The following is a 24,758-nucleotide window of genomic DNA, read 5'->3' on the forward strand; positions in this document are numbered from 1 at the left end:
CTCATCACAGGAACGCTCCCAGGAAGCGACGGAGCTTCACGGTCCGTAACACGGCTGCTCGGCGCCGCTGTGGGTCCGTGCCAGGATCGCCGGATGGTCTCGTACTTCCTGAGCCACGCCGAGGTCGTCGTGGAACCCGCCGACCCGATCGAGTCGTGGGGGCTCTCCGCCGCGGGACGCGCACGCGCAGCGCGGTCGGGTCCGCTGGCCTGGGATCCGGGCGTCCGGACACTCGTGTCGAGCACGGAGCGCAAGGCCGTCGAGACCGCCGAGCTGCTCGGGGCCGCGGTCGGGCTCGTGCCCGCGCAGGAACCCGTGCTCGGCGAGATCGACCGCAGCGCGACGGGCTACCTGCCGCCGGCCGAGTTCGAGGGTGTCGTCGACCGGTTCTTCGCGGAGCCGACCCGATCGGTCCGCGGATGGGAGCGGGCCGTCGACGCCCAGGCCCGCATCGTCGGAGCGGTCCGGCGGCTCACTGCGGCGGGCGACGCCACCATCGTGTCGCACGGTGCGGTCGGGGCGCTGCTCCTCGCCGACCTGACGGGAGCGCCGGTGTCACGCGCGCTCGACCAACCCGGCATGGGCAGCGTGTTCGCGTTCGATGCGCGGGCGTGGCGGGCGACGAGCACCTGGCAGCGCGTGCCCCTCGCCTGACGCGCACGCGGGCCGGTGCGCGTGCATGTTCCGACGTTCCACTCGTTGATCATCGGGTGGATCGTCGTCTCTTGCGCACGCATCGAGTGGGCGTGCATGTTCCGACGTTCCACGAGTCGATCACCTCGTGGAGTGTCGGACGATGCACGCGCAGCGAACGACATCGAGGACGTCCTACCGCGTCGCACCGCGGCGGCGCGCTCAGGCGGGCAGCCGCTCCCCCGCCTCGACCGCGACGTCGAGCCGGTTCTCGGCCGGCGGCAGCGGGCACGTGGCGTGCGCGGTGTACGCGCACGGCAGGTTCGTCGCGCGGTTGAAGTCGATCCGGGTCGCGCCGGCGGCATCCGGGGCGGCGATGTCCAGGCTCCGGTTCGCGGCGTAGGTCGTGACGCCGCTGGTGCGGTCGGTGAACAGGACGTGCAGACCGTCGCCGTGCCCGTTGAACGCGAGGAGCGACCGCGGCCCGTCGAGGTCGAAGGTGAGGACGCCCGGGGCCGAGTACACGTGCTGCAGCCCGTCGACGACCGAGCCGACGGTGACCTCGCGCGGTTCGTCGAACGGTTCGAAGTGCGCGTCGACGACGAACCGGTCCGACGGCTCGTACGTCGGGGTGCCGGGGTACTCGGTCCGGGTCGGGTTGCCCGGGTGCCGGGGCCGGATGACGTCACTGCCGCCACGACGGGCGACCTCGATCACGACGGTCTCGTCGCCGTCCTGCCACACGACGTTCGTGCTCGAGCGCTCGGGCAGTGGTCCGAAGCGGTGGGTGCCGGTGACCGGCTGCCCGTCGACCGTGATGGTCTCGCCGTCCGCGAGCTCGACGACGGGGCCGTCCTCGCCCGTCGACCAGGTGCCCGGGGCGTCGTCGAACCGCTCGGGCGTGCTCGTCAGCCACCGGATGCTCGTGATGGCGAGGAAGCCGTGCTCGCTCGCCCGGGCTCGTTCGTGGGCGTCGTGCCAGGCCGCCCACTCGGTGGCGGATTCGGGTGCGGTCGGCGTCGTCGTGCTCATGCCCCCGACGCTACGACGCCCGGGCCGCGAACGCGACGTCCCCGTCGCGCGACGTCACGCGCACGGCCGACCCGAGGCCCTGGACGGTCCCGCTCACCAGGGGTGGGCGATGCTGCGGACGTGCACCGGGCCTCCCGGTCGACGCCCCGTACCGACGCCGGCGCCGCGGCCGACGGGGGCAGGCACGGCGAGGTCGGCCTGCAGCACCGCGCAGGCGGCGCCACGGGCCACCGAGGCCTCGCCGAAGGCGGTCGCCGCGACCGTCGGGAACGGCCCGTTCGGCAGCCGGACCGCGAGCCGCTCGCGGACGGCAGCGATGAAGACGTCGCCGCCGGCGAGGGCCGCGCTGCCACCGATCACGACGCGTGGCACGTCGAGCAGCTCGACGACGTGGGCGAGCGCGGATCCGAGGGCGGCGCCGGCCTCGGCGACCAGCGGCGCCGCGGACGGCGTCGCGCAGAGCCGCTCGAACGCGTGCCGGACGTCGCTGGCGCGGTCGAGCGGGATGCCCCTGGGGAGCAGCCCGGCGTCGATCCCGCGCCGGACCTGCTGCAGGGGCTGGCAGGCTTCCCAGACCTCGGTCCAGCGGCCGTGCGCCTCGACGGGCATGCCACCGAACTCGCCGGCGTTGCCGGTCGCGCCGCGGACCACCTCGCCCGCGGCGACCGTCGCGGCGCTGATGCCGTGGCCGAGGAACACGGAGACCAGGTCGTCGGCACCGGCAGCGGACCAGACCTCGCCGAGGGCGCTCGCGACGCCGTCCTTCTCGAGCCGCACGGGCAGACCCGTCCGGGCGGCGAGCTCGTCGGTGACCGGCAGCGACCACCAGGCGGGCAACTGCGCGGGGGTGCCCATCCGGACGCCGTCGGGGTCGATCGAGCCGGGGACGGCGAGGCCGATGCCGGCAGGGGCGGGCACGCCCGTGCGCGAGCGGGCCCGACTGCCGTCGCCGCGGACCCGGTGCACCGCCGCCGCCATCGTGTCGAGCGTCCGCGCCGGGTCGTCCGTCGCGTCCAGGTCGACGTGCTCGACGGCCAGCACGGCGCCGGTCAGGTCGGTGCGCACGACGACGAGGTGCGCCGGGTCGAGGTGGACCCCGATCGCCGACCGCGACCCAGCGACGACCTCGAGTCGTCGCCCGCCGCCCGGTGCTTCGCGCACGAGTCCCGCTGCCACGAGTCCGGCCGCGATGTTCGACACCGTCTGCGCGCTGAGCCCGGTCGCACGCATCAGCTCGGCGCGGGCGAACGGTCCCCGGCGACGGACGAGATCGAGCACCAGCGCACGGTTCTGGACCCCGACGCGCACGAGGTTCGTGCCGCCCGTTCTGCCCTGCACCACGGTGTCAGGAAAGGGTTGACGCGGCTCGGACATGGTCCCTAGCATCTCTGGTCATACGAATTTGTCAATCAATTGGATTGAAACCGCGACGGTGCGATCGGTTCGCCCGTCCGACGACGGATTCGCCCGTGCCACACCGGCGTGGCACGGGGTCGGAAGGGACGCTCGTGACGACGACCGCACGATCCGGAACCACTGCACCACCACGGACGCGCACGGGCGGTGACGTCGCGGTCCGTCGACGACCACGCGAGAAGCATCCGTGGACCCCGGCCGAGAAGCGCCGGCTGCGCGTCGGCATCGCGTTCATCTCGCCGTGGATCCTCGGCGTGCTGGTGTTCATCGCCTACCCCCTGATCTACTCGTTCGCGATCAGCCTGACCCGGTACTCGGGCATGGCCGACATCACCTGGGTCGGGTTCGCCAACTACGTCGCCGCGTTCATCGACCCGCTCGTGCATACCGCGGTCGGCAACACCCTGTTCTACGCCGTCATCGCGGTGCCCGTCGGGATCGTCATCGCCATCGTGATCGCCATCGCGATGAACCAGGACGTCCGCGAGATCGGCTGGTACCGGACGGCCCTCTACATCCCGTCGCTCATCCCGACCTTCGCGCTGGCGTTCATCTTCGTGGTGCTCGTCAACCCGCAGACCGGCCTCGTCAACCAGGTCATGAAGCTCGTCGGCATCCCGGCGACGAACCTGCTCGGCGACCCGACCACGGCGAAGCTCGTCATCGTCGCACTCGCGCAGATGGGTGCCGGCAACGCGGCACTGATCTTCCTCGCCGGGCTGCGCGGGATCCCGAAGACCCTGTACGAAGCCGCTCGCGTGGACGGGGCCGGACCGCTCCGGCAGTTCTTCGCGCTGACGCTGCCGCTGCTCTCCCCCGTGATCCTGTTCAACCTGATCACCGGCATCAGCAACGGCCTGCAGGTCTTCACCGAGGCGTACGTGATCTCGTCCGGCACCGGAGGACTCGGCAGCCCGGACAACGGGACCTTGTTCTACATGCTCTACCTCTACAAGAACGCGTTCAGCTACGCGCAGCTCGGGTTCGCCAGCGCCATGGCCGTGCTGCTGTTCCTGGCCGGCATGATCCTGTCCGGGCTCGTGTACTGGCTGTCCAAGCGCTTCGTCAACTACGACGTGACCGGGGAGTGACCGATGACACTGCGCACTGAACGACACCCGGACCGCGACACCGTCACCTCGTCGATCGAGTCCGTCCGGCCCCGCGGTCGCAAGGGGGCCGACGACCGCTCCCGGAACGCCGACGGCTCGATCCGCTCACCGTGGTCGTCCGTCCTCGCCCGCGTGCTCCTCATCGCGATGAGCCTGCTGTTCCTCATCCCCATCTACTGGATGGTCATCTCGGCACTGAAGGGCAACTCCGAACTCGGTGCCTTCCCGCCCACCTGGTTCCCGCAGTGGCTCGACTGGTCGAACTTCGGCAAGGCGATCGACGCGATGCCGTTCTTCACGTTCTTCCGGAACACGCTCATCATCACGGTCTGCGTGACGCTCTTCTCGATGGTGTCGAACCTCGTGATCGCGTACGGGTTCTCGTGCCTCGAGTGGCGCGGCCGCGACAAGGTGTTCTACGTCGTGCTCGCCACGCTGTTCATCCCGTTCCCCGTCACGCTCATCCCGATGTTCGACCTGTACGCCCGACTCGGCTGGATCAACACCTTCCTGCCCCTGATCGTGCCGAGTCTGTTCGGGTCCGCGTTCTACGTGTTCCTGCTCCGGCAGTTCCTGCTGCAGATCCCGAAGGACCTGCTCAACGCAGCGCGGATGGACGGCGCCTCCGAGTGGGGCATCCTCTGGCGGATCGTCTTCCCGCAGGCCAAGGCGGCGCTCGTCACGGTCGGGATCTTCGCGGCGGTGGGTGCCTGGAACGACTTCCTCGGGCCGCTCATCTACCTGCAGGACGAGAACGTGCAGACGCTGTCCATCGGGCTGCAGATCTTCCGCCTCAACAACTCGCAGGACTTCCAGTTCAACCAGCTGATGGCGGCATCGGTGCTCATCATCCTGCCGCTCGTGGTCCTGTTCTTCGTGTTCCAGCGGACGTTCATCAAGGGCGTCCAGATCGGGAGCTTCAAGTGAGCAGCGCATTCGACCGACGATCGTTCCTGCGCGGTGCGGCCGCGACCGGCGGTGCGGGGGCGCTCGCGCTCCTCGCCGCATCGTGCGCCTCCGGCTCGAGCGGCCGGAGCAACCCGAACCAGGTCACGATCTGGGGTGTCACCGGCACGTTCGTGCCGTTCCAGACGAAGGTGATCAAGGACTTCAACAAGATCCACCCCGAGGTCGACGTCAAGGTGAACGTCGTCCCGTCGCAGGGCACCGGCGACGCCACGAGCATCATCACGGCCGTGCGCGGCGGCACCGCCCCCGACCTGTGGCTCCTCGACCGGTTCAGTGCGGCGCAGTACGCGGCGATCGGACTCATCGAACCGATCGACGACATGATCGAGGAGTTCGAGGACCAGCCGAAGGACGAGTTCCTGGCGCAGTGGCTCGGGTTCACGATCGGCGAGGTCAGCTACCAGGGCAAGACCTACGGCCTCCCCCACGACACCGACGCCCGCGGCATGTTCGTGAACCGGAAGATGCTCACCGGTGCCGGGATCGACCCGGACGAGTTCGACTGGGAGCACAACGGCCCGGTGAGCATGGACCGGATGTGGGACGTCAGCGAACGCATCACGAAGAAGTCCGGTGGCAACTACACCCACATGGGACTGCTCCCCTGGTACGGCGAAGGCTGGCCGTTCACGTGGGGGCTCGGCCTCGGTGCGTCGTACTTCGACCAGCAGGACTCGAAGATGACGATGGACTCGAAGAGCGTCCGCAGCATCTTCGAGTTCTACGAGGACTGGGCGAAGCGGTACGGCTACAAGGACGCCGACACCTTCATCGCGACCTACGAGCCGACCGGGCACCCGCCGGGACAGACCGCGTTCATGGCGGACCGGATGGCGTTCATGGTCAGCGTCCCCTCCACCATCCAGACCTTCGACAACTACGGCCCGAAGGACCTCGACTGGGGCACCGCGTACCTGCCGACCCAGCAGGACGGCGGCGACAAGTACACGTGGTCCGGTGGCTTCGCGCTGTGCGTGCCGAAGGGCTCGAAGAAGAACAAGGCCGTGTGGGAGCTCATGAAGTACTTCACGAGCAAGCAGGGCCAGGAGACCTACATGGTGCCGGCCACCAGCGTGCCGTCGAACATCGCGGCGCTGAAGGACCCGAAGGGCTCCGCGAAGTCGATCCGCTTCTTCACCGAGTCGATCGGCGCGTCCACCTGCCGCCCGCCGCTGCCCGTCGGCGGCGCGTGGTGGGACTCCCTCGCCGACGCGCGGTCGAGCGTCCTGCTCGGCACCGCGAGTCCGCAGGAAGCCGTCGAGCGGGCGCAGAACCGCGTCGACCCGATGATGCAGACCTACTCGCCGTTCAAGTTGCCGAAGGACTACGACAAGGTCCGGATCTGAGCAGGAACGCTCTGGTCACCCACCACGAAAGGAACACACATGCCCTCCACCCCCTTGCGCGTCGCCGTCCTCGGCTTCTGGCACGTCCACGCCGGCGACTACGCGCAGCAGACCGTCGACCACCCCGGCACCGAGCTCGTGGCCGTCTGGGACGACGACACCGAGCGCGGCCGAGCCGGCGCCGAACGGTTCGGTGTCGAGTACACCGACGACCTCGATGCGTTGCTCGCCCGCACCGACGTCGACGCCGTCACCATCACGACCTCGACCGACGTCCACCGCGACGTGATCGAGCGCGCGGCAGCGGCCGGCAAGCACGTCTTCACCGAGAAGCTCCTCGCCCCCACCGTCGAGGAGTGCGACGCGGTCATCGCCGCCTGCGATGCCGCCGGGGTCACGCTCGTGGTCTCGCTCCCGCGGCTCTACCACGGCTACACGGCCGCGATCCGGCGCGAGCTCGACGCGGGCCGCCTCGGCGACGTCACGTACTCCCGCGTCCGGCTCTCGCACGACGGTGCCGTCGCACCGTGGCTGCCGGAGCGCTTCTTCGACCCGGCGACGGCGATCGGCGGCGCCCTCACCGACCTCGGCTGCCACCCCGTCTACCTGACGCAGCTGTTCCTCGGCGCCCGCCCCGACACCGTCGAGGCCGTCTACCGCTCCTACACCGGCCGCGCGGTCGAGGACCACGCCGTGGTCACCGTCGGCTACGCCTCGCAGGCGATCGGCGTCATCGAGGCCGGCTTCGTCGCGGGCACGCCGTTCACGATCGACGTGGCCGGCACCCGGGGCTGGCTCGCGTACTCCGACCAGGAGGCCCGGCTCACCGCCGGCGGACCGGCCTACGGCGACGAGCCGGTCACCCTCGACGTCCCCGCCGACGCCCAGGACGCCTTCGGTCAGTGGGTGGACCACATCGCCGCCGACACGCGTGCCGACGACAACCTCGCCCGCGCCGTCGAGCTCACCCGCCTGGTGGTCGCCGCGAACGAGGCCGCGGGTCAGCCCGCGACCAGCGACGCCCTCGTCGGCGCACCCGCCTGACCGTCCCAGCAGTCCAGCACCTCGAACCAACCACAGGAGTCACCATGTCCAGCGACATCATCCGCGTCGGCCTCATCGGCGGGGGCGGCATCGCGTCCGCGCACATCGCCGGGTACGCCGAGCACCCCGACACGATCCGCATCGCCGCGGTCGCCGACGCGTTCGCGGCCACGGCCGAGGAACGCGGGGCGGAGCTCGGCGTCCCGTTCTTCACCGACTACCTCGCCATGCTCGAGCAGGCGGACATCGACGCCGTCGACATCTGTCTGCCGCACCACCTGCACCGCGACGCGATCGTCGCCGCGGCGAAGGCGGGCAAGCACGTGCTGTGCGAGAAGCCGCTGTGCCTGAGCCCCGACGAGGCCGCCGACGTGCAGCGCGCGGTGTCCGAGTCCGGCATCACCCTGATGTGCGCGCACAACCAGCTGTTCATGCCCGCGGTCGCCAAGGCCAAGGAACTCATCGACGGCGGGGCACTCGGCACCGTCTACGAGGTCCGCACCACCGACTCGTTCCGCAACGAGTTCGACCCGTCGAACATGGGGTGGCGTGCCCACGCGTCGACGAGCGGCGGCGGTGAGCTCATCGACACGGGGTACCACCCGAGCTACCTGCTCATGCACCTGGCCGGTGGCGTCCCCGTGCAGGCCACCGCGATGCTGTCCACGCACCGGTTGGCGTTCATGGAGGGCGAGGACTCGGCACAGGCCCTGTTCCGGTTCGACAACGGCGCCGTGGGCCAGCTCGTGACGAGCTGGGCGTACGACCCGGCCGCCGGCACCGAGCGGTTCAGCGTCGTCGGCGAACACGGCGCCCTGACGAGCGACGGCACCACGCTGCGGTGGGACCTGCGGGACGGCACGAGCGAGTCGGTCACCTTCGACGAGGTCGACACCTTCGCGGCCGAGATCGGCGCGTTCGGGGCGTGCCTGCGCGACGGTACGCGGCCGATCCACACGGAGCGCGAGGGCATCGCGGTGCTCGGCATGATCCTGGCGGCGTACGAGGGTGCCCGGACGGGGACCATCGCCCCGGTGCTGACGGCGGACGAGACCGTCAGCGCCTGATCCGCGCGGATCGCGCACCCGTTTTGCGACGAACCACGAGTCGTTCGACGCGTGGTTCGTCGCAGAACGGGTGCTGACGCACCGCGCCACCGTCACCGCCACGTCAGTGCGTCGCGGGTGCCGCGTCCTCGTCATCGGCGGCGTGCAGCACCGACTCGGCCTGCCCGAGCAGGTGCCGCGCGGCCAGGCTCAGCGACCGCACCCCGACCACGACGACGAGCAGGGTGAGCAGCACGAGCAGCACGGTCGTGGGCACCCACGCCACCGGCAGGTCGAGCACCCGGAACCACTCGATCGCCGCCGTCGCGACCGCCGCAGCCGGGAACACGAACGACCAGAACCCGAGCGAGAACCCGAGCCGGACGTACCGGGGCAGCAGGGCGAGCTGCACGAGGAGCATGAGGACCCCGAGGCCCGCGATGGCCTGCACGGGCAGGGTTCGGGCGTCGTCGGTGAGCGCGAACAGGGACACCGTCGCCACCGCGGGCGGAGCCACGAGGATCGCCATCGTGGGGACGAGCGGGTCGGGCAGTGCAGGGCGGAACGACAGCCGGATGAGGAGCAGCCCGGTCATCACGCCCCAGAAGAACACGCCGACGCCGAAGCACGCCCAGGACAGCCAGCCCACACCGACCTCGTGCGTGGCGACGGAAGCGACGAGGGCCGCGGCGACCGTCGGCAGCAGGTAACCGCCGTGCACGGCCTCCAGGGTCAGGCGCCCCTCGAACCACGTGCTCAGCAACCACGCCGCGAACCCGGCGGCGACCGCCACCGCGAGCACCACGAGGACCTGTCCCCCGATCTCCCAGAACCGCGCGAGGTCGACGCCGAGGAGCATCGCCGTCGCGGGGACCAGGGCGGCGATCGGGCCCTGCGCCGGGTGGCGGAGCTGGTCGACCAGGCGTTCGTCGACCCGGACGCCCCGCAGGACGTGCGCGCCGAGCAACCACGACCAGGCCACCGCCGCGACCACCCAGAACACCTGCGGGACGACGGGCGGCACGCCGAGGACGGGTGCCGCGTACGACCACGTCTCCGCGAAGCCGGCCAGGCCGAACGGTGCGGCGAGGGTGTTGAGCGGGATGCGGGAGGTCGGGCGTGCGCTGGGCATAGGGGTCCCATTGTCCCCGGCTCGCGTCGTGCCGCGTAACGGAGCCCGGCTCGCAGGCGCCCCGTGGCACATTGGGCCGATGCCCTTCGAGAACAGCGACCACGTCCAGGCCACCACCGCCGGGTCGCTCCCGCGCACGCCGGAGCTCATCGCCGCGAACGCCGCCCGCCCCGTGGGCGCCGACGGCTTCACGCTCGAGACCACCGACGAGGTCCGCGCGATGACGAGCGCGGCCGTCGACGACGTCGTCGCCCGCCAGACCGCCCTCGGCATCACGCAGCCGGGTGACGGCGAGTTCGGCAAGGCGATGTCGAACAGCGTCGACTACGGCGCGTGGTGGGGCTACTCGTTCCAGCGGGTCAGCGGACTCTCGCTCACGGACGCCGACATCTTCACGCAGGAGCCGGTCCGCTCGAGCCCGGGCAACGTGCAGCTCACCAGCTTCCCGGACCGTCGCGACTGGACGATCTTCCGCGAGGCCTACACCGACCCGGCGTCGGGCATCGGCACCGGGAAGAACGCCACCGCCTTCCCCACCACGACCGGCCCGATCGCCTACACCGGGCACGAGGCCGCACGCACCGACGCCGCCAACCTCGGGCACGCCGTCGAGGCCGCCGGTGCCGAGAACGGCTTCATCACGGCACTCTCCCCCGGCTCCGCGGCCCGGGTCGCGAACGAGTACTACGCCACCGACGAAGAGCACATCTGGGCCTGGGCCGACGCCCTGCGCGAGGAGTACCGGATCATCCTCGACGCGGGCCTCGTGCTGCAGATCGACGACCCCTCGATCGCCGAGAACTGGGACCAGATCAACCCGGAGCCGAGCCTCGAGGACTACCGCGCCTTCACCCGGATCCGCGTCGAGGCGCTCAACCACGCGCTCGAGGGGCTCGACACCAGCCGTGTCCGCTTCCACCTGTGCTGGGGCTCGTGGCACGGTCCGCACACCACCGACATCGAGCTCCGCCACATCGTCGACCTGATGCTCGACATCGACGCCGGCGCGTACTCGTTCGAGGCCGCGAACGCCCGGCACGAACACGAGTGGACCGTGTGGCAGGACGTCACGCTGCCCGACGGCAAGGTGATCGTCCCCGGCGTCGTCGGCCACGCCACGAACGTCGTCGAGCACCCCGACTTGGTCGCGCAGCGCATCGAGCGGTTCGCCTCGGTCGTCGGGCGCGAGCGCGTCATCGCCGGCACCGACTGCGGCCTGGGCGGCCGCATCCACCCGCAGATCGCCGCCGCGAAGCTCGAGTCGCTCGGCGAGGGCGCACGCCGCGCGAGCGCGAAGCTCTTCTGAGCCGCACGTTCCTTCCCAGAACTGCTGCGGTAGCAAGCGAGATCGGGCGTACCTGCCACGAAGATCACGGCAGGTACGCCCGTTTCGGAGCGGTACGCCCGGTTTCGGCAGGCCTCAGGGGCTACCGCTGTGCGCGGCCGAGGACGATCGCGCCGACCGCGGCAGCGCCACCGAGCCACACGAGCGGACGCGTGACACGCCGTCGCTTCGCGACCCAGCCGCCGTTCGTGGCGTTGCCGGCGTCCGCCGGGGCGTAGAGGTTGCCGTCGGTCGGGTCGCCCTTCCCGCGCAGCGCGAAGGTCTCGACCATCGGCTTCGTGATCTTGTGGAACAGCCCCGGGAACACGTACTGCAGCGGGACGAGCGACGCCTGGATGCGGCCGACGTAGCGGTACCGCTTCGGGTGCGTGGCGGCGGTCACGACGGCACGACCCGCGCGCTCGACCGACACCGTCGGCGGCAGCGGGTGCGAGTTCTTGCCGGTGTAGTTGGCGCCGTTCTGGTAGATCGGCGTGTCGATCGTCGACGGCAGCAGCGTGGTGAAGCGGATGCCGGTGTGCGCGAACTCGTCACCGAGGACGTCGACCAGGCCGAGCGCCGCGTGCTTGCTCGTGACGTACGCCGACTGGTAGGGCGCTGACAGCAGCGACTGGATCGAGCCGACGAGCACGTACGTGCCCGAGCCGCGCTGCTTCCAGTGCGGCAGCAGGTGCGTGATCGCGTTGAGGTGGCCGTAGAGGTTCGTGTCGACGACCCGCTTGAACGCCTCGGTGGGGGTCTGCTCGAACAGGCCGTAGACGAACAGGGCCGCGTTGCCGACGAAGACGTCGATCCGCCCGTGCCGACTCGTCACCGTGCCGATGAGGTCCTTGACCTGGTGCTCGTCGGCGACGTCCGTCGGGATCGCGACCGCGTCGGCCCCGAGTGCGCGGCACTCGGCGGCGGCGGCCTCGAGGGAGTCGTGGCCGCGTGCGGCGAGCACGAGCGTGGCACCCTGTCGGGCGAACTCGTGCGCCGCGGCCCTCCCGATGCCGCTCGATGCTCCGGTGACGACGACGATCTTCCCGCGGTACCGATGTCCCATGCGTCCTTGGTACGCGCCTGCTGGTCCGTTCCCGCACAGACGAGCCGTACCCCTCGCCCCGGTGCGAGGATGGAGCATGCGCAAGGACGACCTGACCGTCGACGAAGCCACGGTCATCGCCGAACACGCCCGGTCCGGTGCCCTCGAGCTGGACGACCCCGAGGTCCGCAAGGTCGTCGAGCAGGCGAACCGGGTGCTGGTCCGTGCACAGATGTGGGGCGAGGAGCGGAGTCCGAAGCTGCGTCGTCGCCGTCGGTTCATCGCGATCGGTGCGCTCGTGATGGTGCTCGTCTGGGTGGCTGGCTTGCTCGTGCCGCTCGCGCTGCGCTTCGGCGTGTAGCCGGAGCCGAGCCCGCGTCGCCGTTCGGTTCAGCGGCCGGTGCGGGCGTTCCGGGCGAGGAGCCAGAGGTACGTGCTGTGCCCGACGAGCGCCAGGCCGAAGAAGATCGCGGCGACGGCGTAGACGCGGTCGAGCTTCCCCTGCCCGATGACGAGCATCACGATGCAGAAGGCAACGGCGATCGCCAGCACGCCGACCTGCACGGTCGACCAGATCCGTCGGAAGCGCGGCATGCCCGTCTCGTTCACCCGGCCATTCTCCCCCATGCCGCGCCCGCCGTGCGGTCGCCCGACGTCAGCCCGCGGTACGACGCGGGCGAGGCACGTCGGTACCGTGCTCCGATGTGCGGCGCCGCCGGCCGGACCTAGCGTGCAGGCATGGACACGCACCACCCCACGGCCACCCCCACCAGCACTCCGGCCCGCCCTGCACGCCGACGCCGTCGCCCGCTCCGGATCATCGGCTTCTCGCTCGTCGGGCTCGTCGGCCTCGGCGCCCTCACGCTCGGCGGCACGGCCACCTACGACGCGATCGCGACGGCGGCGGAACGGGACGACATCCGCCCGTACGGCGAACTCGTCCCCGTCACCGGCGGCCGGGTCAACGTCGCCGTCACCGGGTCCGGGGCGTCGACCGTCGTGCTGCTGCCAGGCTTCGGCACGGCATCCCCCGTGATCGACTTCGCCCCGCTCGTCGACCGGCTGCAGGACACGCACCGGGTGGTGGTCGTCGAGCCGCTCGGGTACGGCCTGAGCGACGGCACCGACCGGCCCCGGACCAGCGCGAACATCGTCGACGAGGTGCACCAGGCGCTGTCGACCCTCGGCATCGACCGGTACGTGCTCGCGGGGCACTCGGTCGCCGGGATCTACGCGCTCGAGTACACGAACGCGTACCCGGACGAGGTGCAGGCGTTCGTCGGCATCGACAGCAGTGTGCCGACGCAGCCCGGCATCGACGCGGCCGTCGGGTCGGGCCTGTTCCGCTTCGTGAAGGCCACCGGGCTCGCCCGTGTGCTCACTGCCGTGTCCGGCGACGCGTACGCCGGGTTGCCCTACACCGATGCGCAGAAGGAGCAGATGACCCTGCTGTCACACCGCACCAGCATGCGCGCGACGTACCTGGACGAGTACGAGCACCTCGGCGCGAACTTCCGGCACGCCCGCAGCCTCGCGTTCCCCGCCGATCTGCCGGTCCGCCTGTTCGTCGTGGGCGACGACCCGGATGTGCCGGGGTGGGAGCGCCTGCACCGTGAGCAGGCGGCGTCGGTCACCGACGGCCAGGTCGTCCTGCTCGACGGCGGGCACTACCTGCACCACACGCACGCGGCGGAGATCGCCGAGGGCATCGACGCGGTCGCCGACCTCGGTCAGTGATCCCGGAGCGCCTCGACGAGCTCGGCCTTGCGCTTCGACGAGTACCCGGTCAGGCCGATCTCCTTCGCCCGCTTCCGGAGGTCCGCGACGGTCCAGTCGTCGTAGGAGCCGGATTCGCCGCCCTTCTTCCCGACGGCCTCCTCGCCGCGGGCCGCTGCGGCGTTGCTGATCCGCGCGGCCTTCTCCTTCGAGTTGCCCTCCTTGCGGAGCTCCTCGTACATGTCCGGCTTCTTGAGTTGGTTCGGCATGGTGCGTCACGGTACGCGCGGCGGCCCGGCGTCGTTCCGCGCCGGCGGCGGCCCGGCGTCGTTCCGCGCCGGCGGCGGCCCGGCGTCGTTCCGAGCCGCTGGCGGCTCAGTGCTTCTCTGGGTCGTGGCCCCAGTTCATCAACGACCACCGCCACGGGGTGTCGCGCACGTCACCGTCCGGCCGCTGCTCCGAGTGCCGGGCGACGTAGCCGACCACCTTCCGCATGTGGGCGTGGTCGTCGTCGGTCCGGTCCGCCTCGTGCTTCTCGAGGATCCGGATGACGTGCCGCCCGCTCTCGTGCCCGGTCGACTCACCGCCGCCCGGGGGCTTCTGCCCGACGTGCTTCGACTCGTCGGTGTCGAGCCACTCGCGGAGCTCCGACGGGGTCATGTTCACCGCGTCGGCGAAGTCGCGCTCGGTCTGCTGGTCGTCGTCGTCGTCACTCATGGTCCCGAGGCAACCCCGCGGTCCTGGACGGGTGCGCAGGGCGGATGGCGCTCCGCCGCCGTCCAGCCGGGACGGGTTCCGTGGAGGCACGAGCAGGAAGGAACTCGCATGCCCACCGACCAGTACGAACACGGCGACCCGCGCACCCGCTACCCCGACGTCAAGCCGGAGCCGCAGACGCAGGACGAGCCGGGCCTCCAGTCCGCCATGGACCCGGTCCCCGACCTGGGCGAGACGAGCTACCGGGGCACCGGCCGGCTCGCCGGCCGCAAGGCCCTGATCACCGGCGGCGACTCCGGCATCGGCGGCGCCGTCGCGATCGCGTTCGCCCGCGAGGGCGCCGACGTCGCGATCGCCTACCTGCCGGAGGAGCAGTCCGACGCCGACCACGTGCTCGAACAGATCCGTGCCGCCGGACGCACCGCCGTGGCGATCCCGGGCGACCTGCGTGACAAGGCGTACGCGCAGGAGCTCGTCGACCAGGCCGTCGCCGGACTCGGCGGACTCGACGCCCTGGTGAGCGTCGCCGGCAAGCAGCGCTGGCAGCCGGACGTGCTCGACATCACCGACGACCAGTTCGAGGCGACCTTCGACGTGAACGTCTTCGGGCTGTTCCGCCTCGTCAAGGCGGCGCTGCCGCACCTGGAACCCGGTGCGACGATCACCACGACGGCGTCGATGGAGGCGTACAAGCCGGCACCCGATCGCCTCGACTACGCGGCGTCGAAGGGCGCGATCAACAACCTGTCGAAGGGGCTGTCGCAGCTGCTCGTCGAGCGCGGCATCCGCGTCAACGTCGTCGCTCCCGGGCCGACGTGGACGGTCCTGCAGCCGAGCGGCGGCGTCGACCCGTCGACGCTGCCCGAGTTCGGCAGCAGCGAGTCGCCGATGGGCCGCGCCGGACAGCCAGCCGAACTCGCACCGGCCTACGTCTTCCTGGCGTCGGACGAGTCGAGCTACGTCGTCGGCGAGACGCTCAACGTGAACGGCGGCATGGTCACGCCCTGACCTGCGGATCCCGCCTCCGTGGTGCGACGCCGTCCGTCTTGTCCGCCACGTGGAAGTCGCGCAGGAGCGCTGCGACGAGTGCGGGCTTCTCGACGATGAGGCCGTGGGTGGCCCGCGGGACCACGGCGAGCTCGGCGTCGGGCAGCACGTGGAGTGCGGCGGTGACGTGGTCGATCCGGACCTCGTCGTCGTCGCCGTACAGCAGCAGCACGGGGACCGCGAGCTCGGCGAGCTCGCGCTTCCCGAACGCGGGCTCGGTCTCGTGCAGCGCCCGCGACTTCTCGGTGACCTCCGCCCAGTGCGCGGCTCCGTCCGGCGACACCTCGGCGTACGCGTCGGCCATGAACTGCGGTGGCACGCCGTCGAGCACACCCGGGTACCACCCCGTCACGTCGAACGGTGCACCGCCGTGCACCAGCGTCCGCACCAGGTCGGGTCGGGAGAGCGCCAGGCGCAGTCCGACGAGTGCGCCGTCGCTCCAGCCGAACACGTGGACCGGACCGACACCGAGCGTCTCGATCACCACGGCCATCTCGGCCGCCGCGTCCGCGAGGTGCCAGGGGCCCTCGACGTCGGCGGTCCGGCCGTGCCCGGCGCGGTCGGCGAGCACGACCCGGTAGCCGGACAGCGCGTCAGCGAGCGGCTCCATCGCCCGCGAGTCGGTCCCGCCGGGGTGCAGCAGGAGCAGGACGGGGCCGGTTCCCCCGCGGTCGGACGTCCAGGTGTGTCCCATGCGTGAGTCTCCCACTGCTAGCGTGCAGACGTGTCCTGGGGCCGGCTCTACTTCGCACTGCAGGCCCTCGGCGGCGCGGTGTGGTGGATCACCGTCGCGACGCTCCCCGCCATCCGGACGCTCACGCTCGGCTCGCTGGACCCGGTGGTCGTCGCTGCCCTCGACGTCCCGCTCTTCGTCGTGGCCTCGGCGCTCGCAGCGGTCTCCGCAGGTGCGGTCGGGCGGATCGCGGCAACCGTCGCCACCGCGTGGACCGCGCTCGTCCTCGCCGGGCTCGCCGTCTGGGCGACCGTCACCGGCGAGGCCGGCTGGGGCGTCGTCGTCATGACCGCGGCGACCGTCGGCTCCGTGCTGGCCCTCGCCCTCGTCCTGCTCGGTCGGGTGCCGACCGAGTGGTTGACGTCCGGTCCACTGCGGTTCCGCACGGCCGACCCGGGTGCCGCGACGTCACGGCACGTGGTCGCGACGACCGTGCAGATCGTCGTCTTCTGGGGGCTGTTCCTCGGGGTGTTCCCCGTGGCCATCGCCGTCGCCGAGCACCGCTGGCGGCTGCACCCCGCACTGCCCGGACCGGTCGTGACCGCGCTGCTGGTGGTCGGGCTCGTCGTCCTCGCGCTCGCCAGCGCGCTCGGCATCGCGTCGGCGGCGGCGATGTCGACCAAGGGCGCTGGGACCCCGCTGCCGTCCGCCAGTGCGAACCGGTTGGTCGTCGCCGGCCCGTACCGCTCGGTGCGCAACCCGATGGCGCTCGCCGGCATCACGCAGGGCGTCGCCGTCGGGCTGCTGCTCGGGTCGTGGATGGTCGTCGTCTACGCGCTCGCCGGGTCGATCGTGTGGAACTGCGTGGTCCGGCCGCTCGAGGAGGCCGACCTCGAGGCCCGCTTCGGCGACGACTTCCGTCGCTACGCCGCGCGGGTCCGGTGCTGGGTGCCGCGGTGGCCCATCGCGGCGAGTGTCGGCGGGGTCCCGGTCCCCCTCAGCTCGCCGCGCCGGTGATGTTCACGAGCCACGTGACGCGGAACCGGTCGGTGAGCATCCCGAAGGTGTCGCCCCACGGGGCCGTCGTGAGCGGTTCGATGATCGACGCGCCCTCGGCGAGCCCGTTCCAGTAGCGGGTCAGGGCCTCGTGGTCGTCGCCGCTGAGCGACAACGAGATCGTGCTCTCCGACGGCGTCTCCATGCCCGTCGGCGCGTCCGAGGCCATCAGCAGCAGGCCGTTCTCGCCCTCCAGCTGCCCGTGCATGACCTTGTCGGCGTCGGCGGGGTCCTGGCTCATGCCGGCTTCGCCGAAGGTGCCGATCGTGAGCTCGCCGTGGAACACCGAGTGGTAGAAGTCGAGGGCTTCGCGGGCCCCCGAGCGGAAGCCGAGGTACGGGTTGAGACGCACGGACATGGTGGACTCCTCACGACGGGCGGGCGTCGTCGCCCGCTGCGCGCCCATCGTCGCAGACGCGACGTGCCCGCGGAAGGGCACCGCGCCTTGGACGGGCGTGCGATGCGGACGGGCGCGACCCGCTCAGCGGTGACGCGCCAGCGGCACGCGGGCCGCGCCGACCGAGCTTGCGAGGGAGGGGTGGCGGCGCCGCCCCGCGCCTCCAGGCCGTCAGGCGGTCGCTCTGCGGTCCGTGGCCGGGTCTGCCCCGGCCAGGTCACGGATGCGCTTCGCCGGCACGCCGGCGTAGACGCCGTGCGCCAGCAGGCGCCCGGTGACGACCGCGCCGGCCGCGACGACCACGTCGTGCTCGATGTGCGCGCCGGGCAGGATCGTCGCACGGCCGCCGATCCACACGCGGTCCTCGATGACTACCGGACGGCCGGTCGCGGTGTCGCTCCACCGGCCGTCGGCGTCGATCGCGTGGTGGCTCGTCATGATGAGGACCTGCATGCCGATCGCGGCGTTCGCACCGATGCTGACGGGGGCGATGGCCTCGATGGTCGTCGCGCGGTTGAAGTAGACGCCCCGCGCGACCGACAGGTTGCGCGGGTCGCCCGTGAGCGAGAAGCCGACGCCGGGGGCCGACTCGGCGTGCGCGCCCGCGGCGTTCAGCAGGAGCCGTCGCACGACCCGCGGCAGGAACGGCGAGCCGAGCAGGGCCGTGAGCAGGACGTGCTCCCGGGCGTGCGCGACGTCCTCGCGGAGGCGTCGGGCGAACGTCGAGGGGACGGGGACGGGGACGGGGACGGCTGGCGTGGCCATGCGGCCTCCTGGGCTCGGGGGACGGTGCGGGGTCGCACAGCCGAAACGTAGGCGCTGCAGGGCCGCTCGACAACGGACGCACTGGTGGTTGCGCGATCCTTGCGGTATCGCCCGCCGGCCGGCACGGCGGGCGATCTCACCCGGTCGGTGCGATCCGGGCAGCGCCCGTGCACGCCTACCGTGCTGCGGCTGGGAGGCGACATGCAGGAATTCGTGAGCGGTCTGGTGCAGAACTCGTCCTTCGGCGCCTGGGACGTGGTCCTCGCCGTCGTCGTCCTGGTCGTCGGGTGGTTCGCGTCCGTGTGGGCCCGGCGAGGCGTCGTCGTGGCGCTGGCGAAGTGGAGCGGGCTCGGACCGAGCGGGACGAACCTCGTGGCGCGTCTCGTGCGCTACTCGATCCTCCTGCTCACGATCGGCATCGTCCTCACCGTGCTCGGCGCGCCGTTGCAGCCGGTGCTCGCCGCGGTGATCATCATCAGTGCCGTCGCGTTCCTGGCCCTGCGCGGGATCGCGGCGAACTTCGGCGCGGGGCTGGTCATCCAGGCCCGACGACCGGTGCGGATCGGCGACTCGATCGAGGTCGAGGGCGTGGCCGGCCGCATCGTCGAGTTGACGGGGCGTTCCGTCCTGCTGGCCACCTCGGACGGCAGGACGATCCGGATCCCGAACACCATGCTGCTCGAGAACCCGCTCTGGAACGCCAGCGAGTCGGGGTCGGTCCGGAGCGAGGTCCGGGCGCGGCTGCACGGGTCACCGGACCTCGACCGGGTCTGCCCGGTGCTGCTGGACGCGGTGGCCTCGGTGTCCTCGGTGTCCTCGGTCTCCTCGGTGTCGTCGGGGTCCTCGGTGTCGTCGACGGATCCCGAGGTCTTCCTGCACACGATCACGCCGGCCTGGGCGGACATCACCATCCGGTTCTGGTCCGCGTACGACGACCGCGAGGCCGCCCGGTCGTCGGTGGTGCGCGCGGTCGCGGTGGCGCTCGGCGGCACCGGCCTGACCTGCTCGGTGTCGTCGGACGGACCACGGTTCCTGACCGCGCTCGTCGACGCCGTGGACTGACGGTTCTGCGGGGTCGTGCGGGGTCGTGCGGGGTCGTGCGATCTCACCCGTTCCGGGCGTGCACGTCGACGCGCCGGGCGGTGAGGCTCGTCGCGCAGACCAACGAACAGGAGCGGACCATGGCCAAGCAGTTCTCCGGCAAGATCGAACTCGACGTGCGCGACTCCGTCGCCGACTGGGACGCGTTCATCCCGTCGAAGGCGCCGACGGGATCCCCGAACGTCCTCGTCGTGCTCTACGACGACACCGGGCAGGCAGCGTGGTCACCGTACGGCGGCCGGATCCAGATGCCCACGATGGAGCGGCTCGCCGCGAACGGCCTCACCTACTCGCAGTGGCACACCACGGCGCTCTGCTCCCCCACGCGGTCGACGTTCCTGACCGGCCGGAACCACCACGCGAACGGGTTCGCGTCGATCTCGGAGTCGTCGACCGGGTTCCCCGGCTACAGCTCGCACATCCCGCCCGAGAACGCGACGATGGCGAACGTGCTCCGTGACGCCGGGTGGTCGACGTTCTGGGTCGGCAAGAACCACAACGTCCCGATCGACGAGTGGACGGCGGGCGCCTCGAAGAAGAACTGGCCGCTCGCGCAGGGCTACGACCGGTTCTACGGCTTCATCGGCGGTGAGACGAACAACTGGTACCCCTCGCTCGCCGAGGACAACCACTACATCGACCAACCGTCGCTGCCCGAGGACGGCTACCACCTGTCGAAGGACCTCGCCGACCAGGCGCTGAAGATGATCCGCGACACGAAGCAGACCGAGCCGGACAAGCCCTGGTACCTGTGGTTCTGCCCGGGCGCGAACCACGCTCCGCACCACGCCCCGCAGGAGTACATCGACAAGTACAAGGGACAGTTCGACGACGGCTACGAGGCCTACCGTGAGTGGGTGCTCCCCCGGATGATCGAACGCGGGATCCTCCCGGAGGGCACCGAGCTCACGGGGCTCAACCCGATGACCCCCGGCACGTTCTCGGACTCCGACGTCGTGCGTCCGTGGGACGAACTCGACGCCGAGGAACGCGCGATGTTCAGCCGGATGGCCGAGGTCTACGCCGGGTTCTCCGAGTACACCGACGCGCAGGTCGGCCGCATCGTGGACTACCTCGAGGAGTCCGGGCAGCTCGACAACACCATCGTCGTCTACTGCGCGGACAACGGCGCGTCGGGCGAGGGCAGCCCGAACGGTTCGGTCAACGAGGGCAAGATCTTCGGCGGCTACCCCGACGACCTCGCGCAGAACCTGACGATGGTCGACGAGCTCGGCAGCCCGGACACCTACAACCACTACCCGACCGGATGGGCAGCGGCGTTCTCGACTCCGTACCGGATGTTCAAGCGGTACGTGTACCAGGGCGGGATCTGCGACCCGCTGGTGATCTCGTGGCCGGCCGGCATCGCCTCCCGCGGCGAGGTCAGGAACCAGTACCACCACTCGACCGACATCGTGCCGACCATCCTCGACGCCTGCGGCGTGACGTTCCCGGACACGTACGCCGGCGTGGAACAGCGACCACTCGACGGGGTCTCGATGCGGTCGTCCTTCGACGCAGCCGACGAGCCGACGTCGAAGCACACGCAGTACTACGAGATGTTCGGCAACCGTGGCATCTGGCACGAGGGCTGGAAGGCGGTGACCGAGCACGGACCGGGAGCCGGGACGAGCGGCTTCGACAGCGACCGGTGGCAGCTGTTCCACACCGACGTCGACCGCTCCGAGGCGCACGACCTCGCCGCGGAGCACCCGGACAAGGTCGAGGAACTCGTGGCGCGCTGGTTCGCGGAGGCGAAGGCGAACAACGTGCTGCCCCTGAACGACCTGCAGATCCTGGGGAACCCCGAGGACTTCGAGACCTTCATCACGATGGAGTTCAAGGTCCCCGTCCCGCCGAGCGGGCAGTACACGTACTACCCGGGCACCACCGAGGTGCCGGAGCGTTCCGCGGCGAATGTGCACGGGGTGTCGTACAAGATCGTCGCGGACGTCGACTTCACGCCGGACACCGAGGGCGTCGTGTTCGCGCACGGATCACGGTTCGGGGGCCACGCCCTGTACGTCAAGGACGGGCAGCTGTCCTACGTGTACAACTTCCTCGGCATCCCGCCCGAGAACGTCGTCTCCACCCCGGCTCCCACCTCCGGGCGGCACCTCGTCGGGGTCTCCTTCACGAAGGAGGGTACCGGGGAGTACCGCGAGGCCACCGGACCGCTCGCGCTCTTCGTCGACGACGAGCAGGTCGCCGAGACGCCGATCAGGACCGTGCTCGGGCACTTCTCGCTCTGCGGCGAGGGACTCTGCATCGGCTACGACAGTGGCGACGCCGTCACGCAGGCCTACGCGGGCGAGCGGTTCGAGTTCCACGACGGCACGATCCACAAGGTCGTGTTCGACATCGCCGACGACGCCTACGTCGACCTCGAGGCGCACCTCGCCGCCGCGATGTCGCGCGACTGAGATGGCGACCCGGCAGGTGGGGGCGGCACCGGCGCGCAGCCGGACGTGGTTCGCCCCCACCCTCCGGGGCTACGACCGCCGGTGGCTCGGGCGCGACGTCCTCGCCGGCCTGAGCGCCGGCGCGGTCGTCGTCCCCCAGGCCATGGCCTACGCGAGCATCGCGGAGCTGCCGGCACAGGTCGGGCTCTACACGTGCATGGCGCCGATGGCCGTCTACGCCCTGCTCGGCGGGTCACGCGCGATGAGCGTGTCGACGACGTCGACGATCGCGACGCTCAGCGCCACGACGTTCGTCTCCGCGGGCGTCGCGGTCTCCTCCGACGACGCGCTCCGCGCACTGTCGACCCTCACCCTGCTCGTCGGCGTCGTCCTCGTCGTCGCCCGGCTGCTCACCCTGGGCTCGCTCGTCGAGAACATCAACAAGTCGACGCTGATCGGCGTCCAGATCGGGGTCGGCGCGACCGTCGCGGTCGGGCAGTTGCCGAAGCTGCTCGGACTCACCGACGACCCGACCGGGGCAGGGTTCATCCGCTCCGTGGTGGCGGTCGTCGAGGCGCTCCCCCGTGCGCACGGCCCGACGGTCGCGCTGTCCGTCGCCTCGGTCGCGGTGCTCCTGCTGCTGCGCCGCTTCGTGCCCGCGGTGCCGGGTCCGCTCGTCGTGGTCGCCGGCGGCATCGCGGCCTCGGCCGTCCTGCACCTGACCGACCTCGGCGTCGAGGTGATCGACCCCGTCCCGACCGGTCTCCCAGTACCCGTGCTGCCCGACCTGACCCTCGTGCCGGCGATGCTCCCCGGTGCCCTCGGCATCGCGATGATGGCGTTCCTCGAGTCCGCAGCGGTGGCACGTGGGATCCGGCAGCCGAGCGAGCCGCCGATCGACAGCGACCGCGAGCTGCTCGCGGCCGCCGCCGCGAACCTCGCCGGATCCCTGACCCAGACACTGCCGGCCGCCGGCGGGTTCTCGCAGAGCGCGGTCAACCAACGGGCCGGCGCACGCACCCAGGTGTCGACCCTGGTGACCGTCGCGCTCGCGGTGCTGGTCGCGCTCGTCCTCGGACCGGTCCTGGCCCTGATGCCCACGGCGACCCTCGCCGCGCTCGTCGTCACCGCCGTCGTCGGACTCATCGACGTCCCCGCGCTCCGGAGGCTGGCCCGCATCAGCCGACGCGACTTCTGGCTCGCCGTGGTGACCGCGGCGGTCGGACTGACCGCCGGACTGCTGGCAGCCGTCGTCGCCGGGGTCGCCGGGACGTACTTCCTGGTCCTCCGCGAACTGCAGCGCGTCCGGCTGGCACCGGGCCCCGCCGTCGGCACGACGATCAGCGCACGGATCGAGGGCGCCGTGTACACCGCGAACGTCCTGGCGTACGAGAACGCCGTCCTCCGGCTCGCCGACGACGAGGACGGGGCCGACGCCGTCGTCCTCGACCTGTCGCGGATGCACGAGGCGACCGTCACCGTCCTCGACGGCCTCGCCGACCTCGATCACGAGCTCGCGCAACGCGGCGTCGTGCTCCTGCTCGTGGGCCTCCCCGGGTCGGCTACGGCGACGGCGGCGCGGACCGCGTGGTTCCGCGGGCTCGTCGACGACGGCAGGGTGCTGCCGACGGTCGACGCCGCGATGGCCGCGCGGACGGCTCAGGCTGCGGCTGCCGACCCGGGCTGAGGCCGGGATCAGCCGTCCCAGACCACCCGGAAGCCGATGTGGGTGGCGGCGGAGTCGCTGGTCTGCGGCGACCGAGCCGCCGGCCGGTACCGCAGGCAGTACTCCGGCGCACACAGGTGCGACCCGCCCTTGAGGACCCGCGTGACGGTCGACGGCGTCTCCGGGGCGGCGTCGTGGTGGGTGTCCGTCGGGCCGCAGCCGCAGTGCGCGGACGACTCGGTCGCCCGCGCCTCGGCCGGCGGCGTCGGGGTAGTCGGGGTCGTCGGGGTCGTCGGGGTCGTCGGGGTCGTCGGGGTCGTCGGGGTCGTCGGGGTCGTCGGGGTCGTCGACGGATCGTGCCGCTCGGTGTACCGCGAATCGGTCCACTCCCACACGTTGCCGATCATGTCCACCAGACCGAGCGCGTTCGCGGGGAACGACCCCACGGGCGACGTCCCCGTCCACCCGGCAGCCCCGCTGTTGCGGTACGGGAACGCCCCGTGCCACGTGTTGGCCATCGTCCGGCCGCCCGGGTGCGCCTCCCTCCCCCAGGCGAACGGCCACGACGGGTCACCGCCGGCGCGCGCCGCGTACTCCCACTCGGCCTCGCTCGGCAGTCGCCCACCGACCCACGCCGCGTACGCCGCCGCATCGCCGTGCGAGACCTGGACCACCGGGTGCTCCTCGCGTCCGTCCACCGACGACGTCGGCCCGGCCGGGTGCCGCCAGTCAGCACCCGGACACCAGGTCCACCAGGCCCGCCAGTCGCCGAGGTCCACCGGTCCGGTCGTGGGCGCGAACACCAGCGACCCCGGAGCCCGGTCGGCCGGCGCCAGGTCGGGGTACTGCACGGGGTCGAGCGCGCGCTCCGCCTCGGTCGTCCACCCGGTCGCCGCCACGAAGGCAGCGAACTCGGCGTTCGTGACGGGGTGCGCGGCGATCCGGAACGCGGCGACCGTGCGTTCGTGCACCGGCCCCTCGTCGGGGTAGTAGCGGTCCGAACCCATCAGGAACGCACCGCCCGCGACGTCCACGGCCTCGAGCAGGGTCTGCATGCACCCGATCCTCGGGCGTCGGGACCGCGGGCCGCCTCACCCGGACCGGATGAGGCGGCCCGCC

At 71.4% G+C, this 24,758-nt stretch carries 25 protein-coding genes; 14 read left to right on the forward strand and 11 right to left on the reverse strand.

What is annotated here, in order from left to right; genetic code table 11:
- Positions 1 to 93 precede the first annotated feature (93 nt).
- Entirely contained in the window at positions 94 to 654 is a 561-nt protein-coding gene (locus EDF33_RS15505) for a histidine phosphatase family protein (RefSeq protein ID WP_132100514.1), read from the forward strand.
- Between the two features lie 201 nt (positions 655 to 855).
- Here the strand turns inward: EDF33_RS15505 and EDF33_RS15510 are convergent, their stop codons facing one another.
- Both EDF33_RS15510 and EDF33_RS15515 read right to left on the reverse strand, forming a co-directional pair.
- Complete coding sequence (locus EDF33_RS15510) at positions 856 to 1,665, reverse strand: DUF1684 domain-containing protein (RefSeq protein ID WP_132100515.1); 810 nt, start codon at positions 1,663 to 1,665, stop codon at positions 856 to 858.
- 93 nt (positions 1,666 to 1,758) lie between these two features.
- Positions 1,759 to 3,006 carry an ROK family transcriptional regulator gene (locus EDF33_RS15515; protein ID WP_165918836.1) on the reverse strand — a complete coding sequence of 416 codons (1,248 nt, stop codon included), beginning with the start codon at positions 3,004 to 3,006 and terminating at the stop codon, positions 1,759 to 1,761.
- Positions 3,007 to 3,173: 167 nt separating this feature from the next.
- On the opposite strand from EDF33_RS15515, the gene EDF33_RS15520 reads away from it, so the two are divergent.
- From EDF33_RS15520 to EDF33_RS15540, 5 genes are read left to right on the forward strand one after another with little or no spacing between them, the layout of a single operon-like run.
- Positions 3,174 to 4,172 carry a sugar ABC transporter permease gene (locus EDF33_RS15520; protein ID WP_111085648.1) on the forward strand — a complete coding sequence of 333 codons (999 nt, stop codon included), beginning with the start codon at positions 3,174 to 3,176 and terminating at the stop codon, positions 4,170 to 4,172.
- A gap of 3 nt (positions 4,173 to 4,175) precedes the next feature.
- Positions 4,176 to 5,120 carry a carbohydrate ABC transporter permease gene (locus EDF33_RS15525; RefSeq protein ID WP_111085649.1) on the forward strand — a complete coding sequence of 315 codons (945 nt, stop codon included), beginning with the start codon at positions 4,176 to 4,178 and terminating at the stop codon, positions 5,118 to 5,120.
- Positions 5,117 to 6,508: an ABC transporter substrate-binding protein gene (locus EDF33_RS15530; protein ID WP_165918837.1), complete on the forward strand. Its 1,392-nt coding sequence runs from the start codon at positions 5,117 to 5,119 to the stop codon at positions 6,506 to 6,508. The genes EDF33_RS15525 and EDF33_RS15530 overlap by 4 nt, the downstream gene beginning before the upstream one ends.
- Positions 6,509 to 6,547: 39 nt before the next feature.
- Positions 6,548 to 7,552, forward strand: a complete 1,005-nt coding sequence (locus tag EDF33_RS15535; protein ID WP_123938216.1) for a Gfo/Idh/MocA family oxidoreductase — start codon at positions 6,548 to 6,550, stop codon at positions 7,550 to 7,552.
- A 44-nt stretch (positions 7,553 to 7,596) separates the two neighbouring features.
- Positions 7,597 to 8,619 (forward strand): Gfo/Idh/MocA family oxidoreductase, encoded by a 1,023-nt coding sequence (locus tag EDF33_RS15540; protein WP_123340474.1) that lies wholly within the window; start codon positions 7,597 to 7,599, stop codon positions 8,617 to 8,619.
- A gap of 103 nt (positions 8,620 to 8,722) precedes the next feature.
- On the opposite strand, the gene EDF33_RS15545 is transcribed toward EDF33_RS15540, so the two are convergent.
- Positions 8,723 to 9,730 carry a transporter gene (locus EDF33_RS15545; RefSeq protein ID WP_123340473.1) on the reverse strand — a complete coding sequence of 336 codons (1,008 nt, stop codon included), beginning with the start codon at positions 9,728 to 9,730 and terminating at the stop codon, positions 8,723 to 8,725.
- 79 nt (positions 9,731 to 9,809) lie between these two features.
- On the opposite strand from EDF33_RS15545, the gene EDF33_RS15550 reads away from it, so the two are divergent.
- Positions 9,810 to 11,036, forward strand: a complete 1,227-nt coding sequence (locus tag EDF33_RS15550; protein WP_123292632.1) for a cobalamin-independent methionine synthase II family protein — start codon at positions 9,810 to 9,812, stop codon at positions 11,034 to 11,036.
- A 121-nt stretch (positions 11,037 to 11,157) separates the two neighbouring features.
- Here EDF33_RS15550 and EDF33_RS15555 read toward each other — a convergent pair whose 3' ends face one another.
- The gene (locus EDF33_RS15555) at positions 11,158 to 12,120 is read right to left on the reverse strand and encodes an SDR family NAD(P)-dependent oxidoreductase (RefSeq protein WP_165918838.1); all 963 of its coding nucleotides are present in this window, start codon (positions 12,118 to 12,120) and stop codon (positions 11,158 to 11,160) included.
- Positions 12,121 to 12,196: 76 nt separating this feature from the next.
- On the opposite strand from EDF33_RS15555, the gene EDF33_RS20225 reads away from it, so the two are divergent.
- Complete coding sequence (locus EDF33_RS20225; protein ID WP_123672725.1) at positions 12,197 to 12,460, forward strand: hypothetical protein; 264 nt, start codon at positions 12,197 to 12,199, stop codon at positions 12,458 to 12,460.
- Between the two features lie 29 nt (positions 12,461 to 12,489).
- Here EDF33_RS20225 and EDF33_RS15560 read toward each other — a convergent pair whose 3' ends face one another.
- Positions 12,490 to 12,693, reverse strand: coding sequence for a hypothetical protein (locus EDF33_RS15560; protein WP_111085656.1), 204 nt, complete (start codon positions 12,691 to 12,693; stop codon positions 12,490 to 12,492).
- Positions 12,694 to 12,837: 144 nt separating this feature from the next.
- On the opposite strand from EDF33_RS15560, the gene EDF33_RS15565 reads away from it, so the two are divergent.
- A complete protein-coding gene (locus tag EDF33_RS15565; protein ID WP_132100519.1) occupies positions 12,838 to 13,836 on the forward strand; it encodes an alpha/beta hydrolase in 999 nt (332 codons plus the stop codon).
- On the opposite strand, the gene EDF33_RS15570 is transcribed toward EDF33_RS15565, so the two are convergent.
- Complete coding sequence (locus EDF33_RS15570; RefSeq protein ID WP_123292629.1) at positions 13,830 to 14,084, reverse strand: Rho termination factor N-terminal domain-containing protein; 255 nt, start codon at positions 14,082 to 14,084, stop codon at positions 13,830 to 13,832. The genes EDF33_RS15565 and EDF33_RS15570 overlap by 7 nt on opposite strands.
- 106 nt (positions 14,085 to 14,190) lie before the next feature.
- A complete protein-coding gene (locus EDF33_RS15580; protein WP_132100520.1) occupies positions 14,191 to 14,532 on the reverse strand; it encodes a DUF3140 domain-containing protein in 342 nt (113 codons plus the stop codon).
- A gap of 108 nt (positions 14,533 to 14,640) precedes the next feature.
- On the opposite strand from EDF33_RS15580, the gene EDF33_RS15585 reads away from it, so the two are divergent.
- Positions 14,641 to 15,540, forward strand: a complete 900-nt coding sequence (locus EDF33_RS15585; RefSeq protein WP_123938225.1) for an SDR family oxidoreductase — start codon at positions 14,641 to 14,643, stop codon at positions 15,538 to 15,540.
- Here the strand turns inward: EDF33_RS15585 and EDF33_RS15590 are convergent.
- Positions 15,530 to 16,273: an alpha/beta hydrolase gene (locus tag EDF33_RS15590; RefSeq protein WP_132100521.1), complete on the reverse strand. Its 744-nt coding sequence runs from the start codon at positions 16,271 to 16,273 to the stop codon at positions 15,530 to 15,532. The genes EDF33_RS15585 and EDF33_RS15590 overlap by 11 nt on opposite strands.
- 30 nt (positions 16,274 to 16,303) lie before the next feature.
- Between EDF33_RS15590 and EDF33_RS15595 the strand changes: the two genes are divergently transcribed.
- Positions 16,304 to 17,269: an isoprenylcysteine carboxylmethyltransferase family protein gene (locus EDF33_RS15595; protein ID WP_165918839.1), complete on the forward strand. Its 966-nt coding sequence runs from the start codon at positions 16,304 to 16,306 to the stop codon at positions 17,267 to 17,269.
- Here the strand turns inward: EDF33_RS15595 and EDF33_RS15600 are convergent.
- Positions 17,250 to 17,666 (reverse strand): VOC family protein, encoded by a 417-nt coding sequence (locus tag EDF33_RS15600; protein WP_123672882.1) that lies wholly within the window; start codon positions 17,664 to 17,666, stop codon positions 17,250 to 17,252. The genes EDF33_RS15595 and EDF33_RS15600 overlap by 20 nt on opposite strands.
- Before the next feature lie 210 nt (positions 17,667 to 17,876).
- Positions 17,877 to 18,470, reverse strand: a complete 594-nt coding sequence (locus EDF33_RS20575; protein ID WP_132100522.1) for a DapH/DapD/GlmU-related protein — start codon at positions 18,468 to 18,470, stop codon at positions 17,877 to 17,879.
- Positions 18,471 to 18,671: 201 nt separating this feature from the next.
- Here EDF33_RS20575 and EDF33_RS15610 point away from each other — a divergent pair, with 201 nt between their 5' ends.
- The 3 genes from EDF33_RS15610 (at position 18,672) to EDF33_RS15620 (ending at position 23,660) form a co-directional block, all read left to right on the forward strand.
- Positions 18,672 to 19,532 carry a mechanosensitive ion channel domain-containing protein gene (locus EDF33_RS15610; RefSeq protein ID WP_132100523.1) on the forward strand — a complete coding sequence of 287 codons (861 nt, stop codon included), beginning with the start codon at positions 18,672 to 18,674 and terminating at the stop codon, positions 19,530 to 19,532.
- Between the two features lie 119 nt (positions 19,533 to 19,651).
- A complete protein-coding gene (locus tag EDF33_RS15615; protein ID WP_132100524.1) occupies positions 19,652 to 21,994 on the forward strand; it encodes an arylsulfatase in 2,343 nt (780 codons plus the stop codon).
- Position 21,995: 1 nt separating this feature from the next.
- Positions 21,996 to 23,660 carry a SulP family inorganic anion transporter gene (locus EDF33_RS15620; protein WP_132100525.1) on the forward strand — a complete coding sequence of 555 codons (1,665 nt, stop codon included), beginning with the start codon at positions 21,996 to 21,998 and terminating at the stop codon, positions 23,658 to 23,660.
- A gap of 8 nt (positions 23,661 to 23,668) precedes the next feature.
- On the opposite strand, the gene EDF33_RS15625 is transcribed toward EDF33_RS15620, so the two are convergent.
- On the reverse strand, positions 23,669 to 24,694 hold the full coding sequence (locus EDF33_RS15625) for a formylglycine-generating enzyme family protein (RefSeq protein WP_132100526.1): 1,026 nt from the start codon (positions 24,692 to 24,694) through the stop codon (positions 23,669 to 23,671).
- Positions 24,695 to 24,758 lie beyond the last annotated feature (64 nt).

Source organism: Curtobacterium sp. PhB146 (assembly GCF_004342995.1).
In the GTDB taxonomy this organism is placed as follows: Bacteria; Actinomycetota; Actinomycetes; order Actinomycetales; family Microbacteriaceae; genus Curtobacterium.

Bases quoted from the DNA above. Each gene is read 5' to 3' on its own strand.
- EDF33_RS15505 (WP_132100514.1), top strand. From the start codon at position 94: ATGGTCTCGTACTTCCTGAGCCACGCCGAGGTCGTCGTGGAACCCGCC.
- EDF33_RS15510 (WP_132100515.1), bottom strand. From the start codon at position 1,665: ATGAGCACGACGACGCCGACCGCACCCGAATCCGCCACCGAGTGGGCG.
- EDF33_RS15525 (WP_111085649.1), top strand. From the start codon at position 4,176: ATGACACTGCGCACTGAACGACACCCGGACCGCGACACCGTCACCTCG.
- EDF33_RS15535 (WP_123938216.1), top strand. From the start codon at position 6,548: ATGCCCTCCACCCCCTTGCGCGTCGCCGTCCTCGGCTTCTGGCACGTC.
- EDF33_RS15540 (WP_123340474.1), top strand. From the start codon at position 7,597: ATGTCCAGCGACATCATCCGCGTCGGCCTCATCGGCGGGGGCGGCATC.
- EDF33_RS15545 (WP_123340473.1), bottom strand. From the start codon at position 9,730: ATGCCCAGCGCACGCCCGACCTCCCGCATCCCGCTCAACACCCTCGCC.
- EDF33_RS15550 (WP_123292632.1), top strand. From the start codon at position 9,810: ATGCCCTTCGAGAACAGCGACCACGTCCAGGCCACCACCGCCGGGTCG.
- EDF33_RS15555 (WP_165918838.1), bottom strand. From the start codon at position 12,120: ATGGGACATCGGTACCGCGGGAAGATCGTCGTCGTCACCGGAGCATCG.
- EDF33_RS20225 (WP_123672725.1), top strand. From the start codon at position 12,197: ATGCGCAAGGACGACCTGACCGTCGACGAAGCCACGGTCATCGCCGAA.
- EDF33_RS15560 (WP_111085656.1), bottom strand. From the start codon at position 12,693: ATGCCGCGCTTCCGACGGATCTGGTCGACCGTGCAGGTCGGCGTGCTG.
- EDF33_RS15565 (WP_132100519.1), top strand. From the start codon at position 12,838: ATGGACACGCACCACCCCACGGCCACCCCCACCAGCACTCCGGCCCGC.
- EDF33_RS15570 (WP_123292629.1), bottom strand. From the start codon at position 14,084: ATGCCGAACCAACTCAAGAAGCCGGACATGTACGAGGAGCTCCGCAAG.
- EDF33_RS15580 (WP_132100520.1), bottom strand. From the start codon at position 14,532: ATGAGTGACGACGACGACGACCAGCAGACCGAGCGCGACTTCGCCGAC.
- EDF33_RS15585 (WP_123938225.1), top strand. From the start codon at position 14,641: ATGCCCACCGACCAGTACGAACACGGCGACCCGCGCACCCGCTACCCC.
- EDF33_RS15590 (WP_132100521.1), bottom strand. From the start codon at position 16,273: ATGGGACACACCTGGACGTCCGACCGCGGGGGAACCGGCCCCGTCCTG.
- EDF33_RS15600 (WP_123672882.1), bottom strand. From the start codon at position 17,666: ATGTCCGTGCGTCTCAACCCGTACCTCGGCTTCCGCTCGGGGGCCCGC.
- EDF33_RS20575 (WP_132100522.1), bottom strand. From the start codon at position 18,470: ATGGCCACGCCAGCCGTCCCCGTCCCCGTCCCCGTCCCCTCGACGTTC.
- EDF33_RS15610 (WP_132100523.1), top strand. From the start codon at position 18,672: ATGCAGGAATTCGTGAGCGGTCTGGTGCAGAACTCGTCCTTCGGCGCC.
- EDF33_RS15615 (WP_132100524.1), top strand. From the start codon at position 19,652: ATGGCCAAGCAGTTCTCCGGCAAGATCGAACTCGACGTGCGCGACTCC.
- EDF33_RS15620 (WP_132100525.1), top strand. From the start codon at position 21,996: ATGGCGACCCGGCAGGTGGGGGCGGCACCGGCGCGCAGCCGGACGTGG.
- EDF33_RS15625 (WP_132100526.1), bottom strand. From the start codon at position 24,694: ATGCAGACCCTGCTCGAGGCCGTGGACGTCGCGGGCGGTGCGTTCCTG.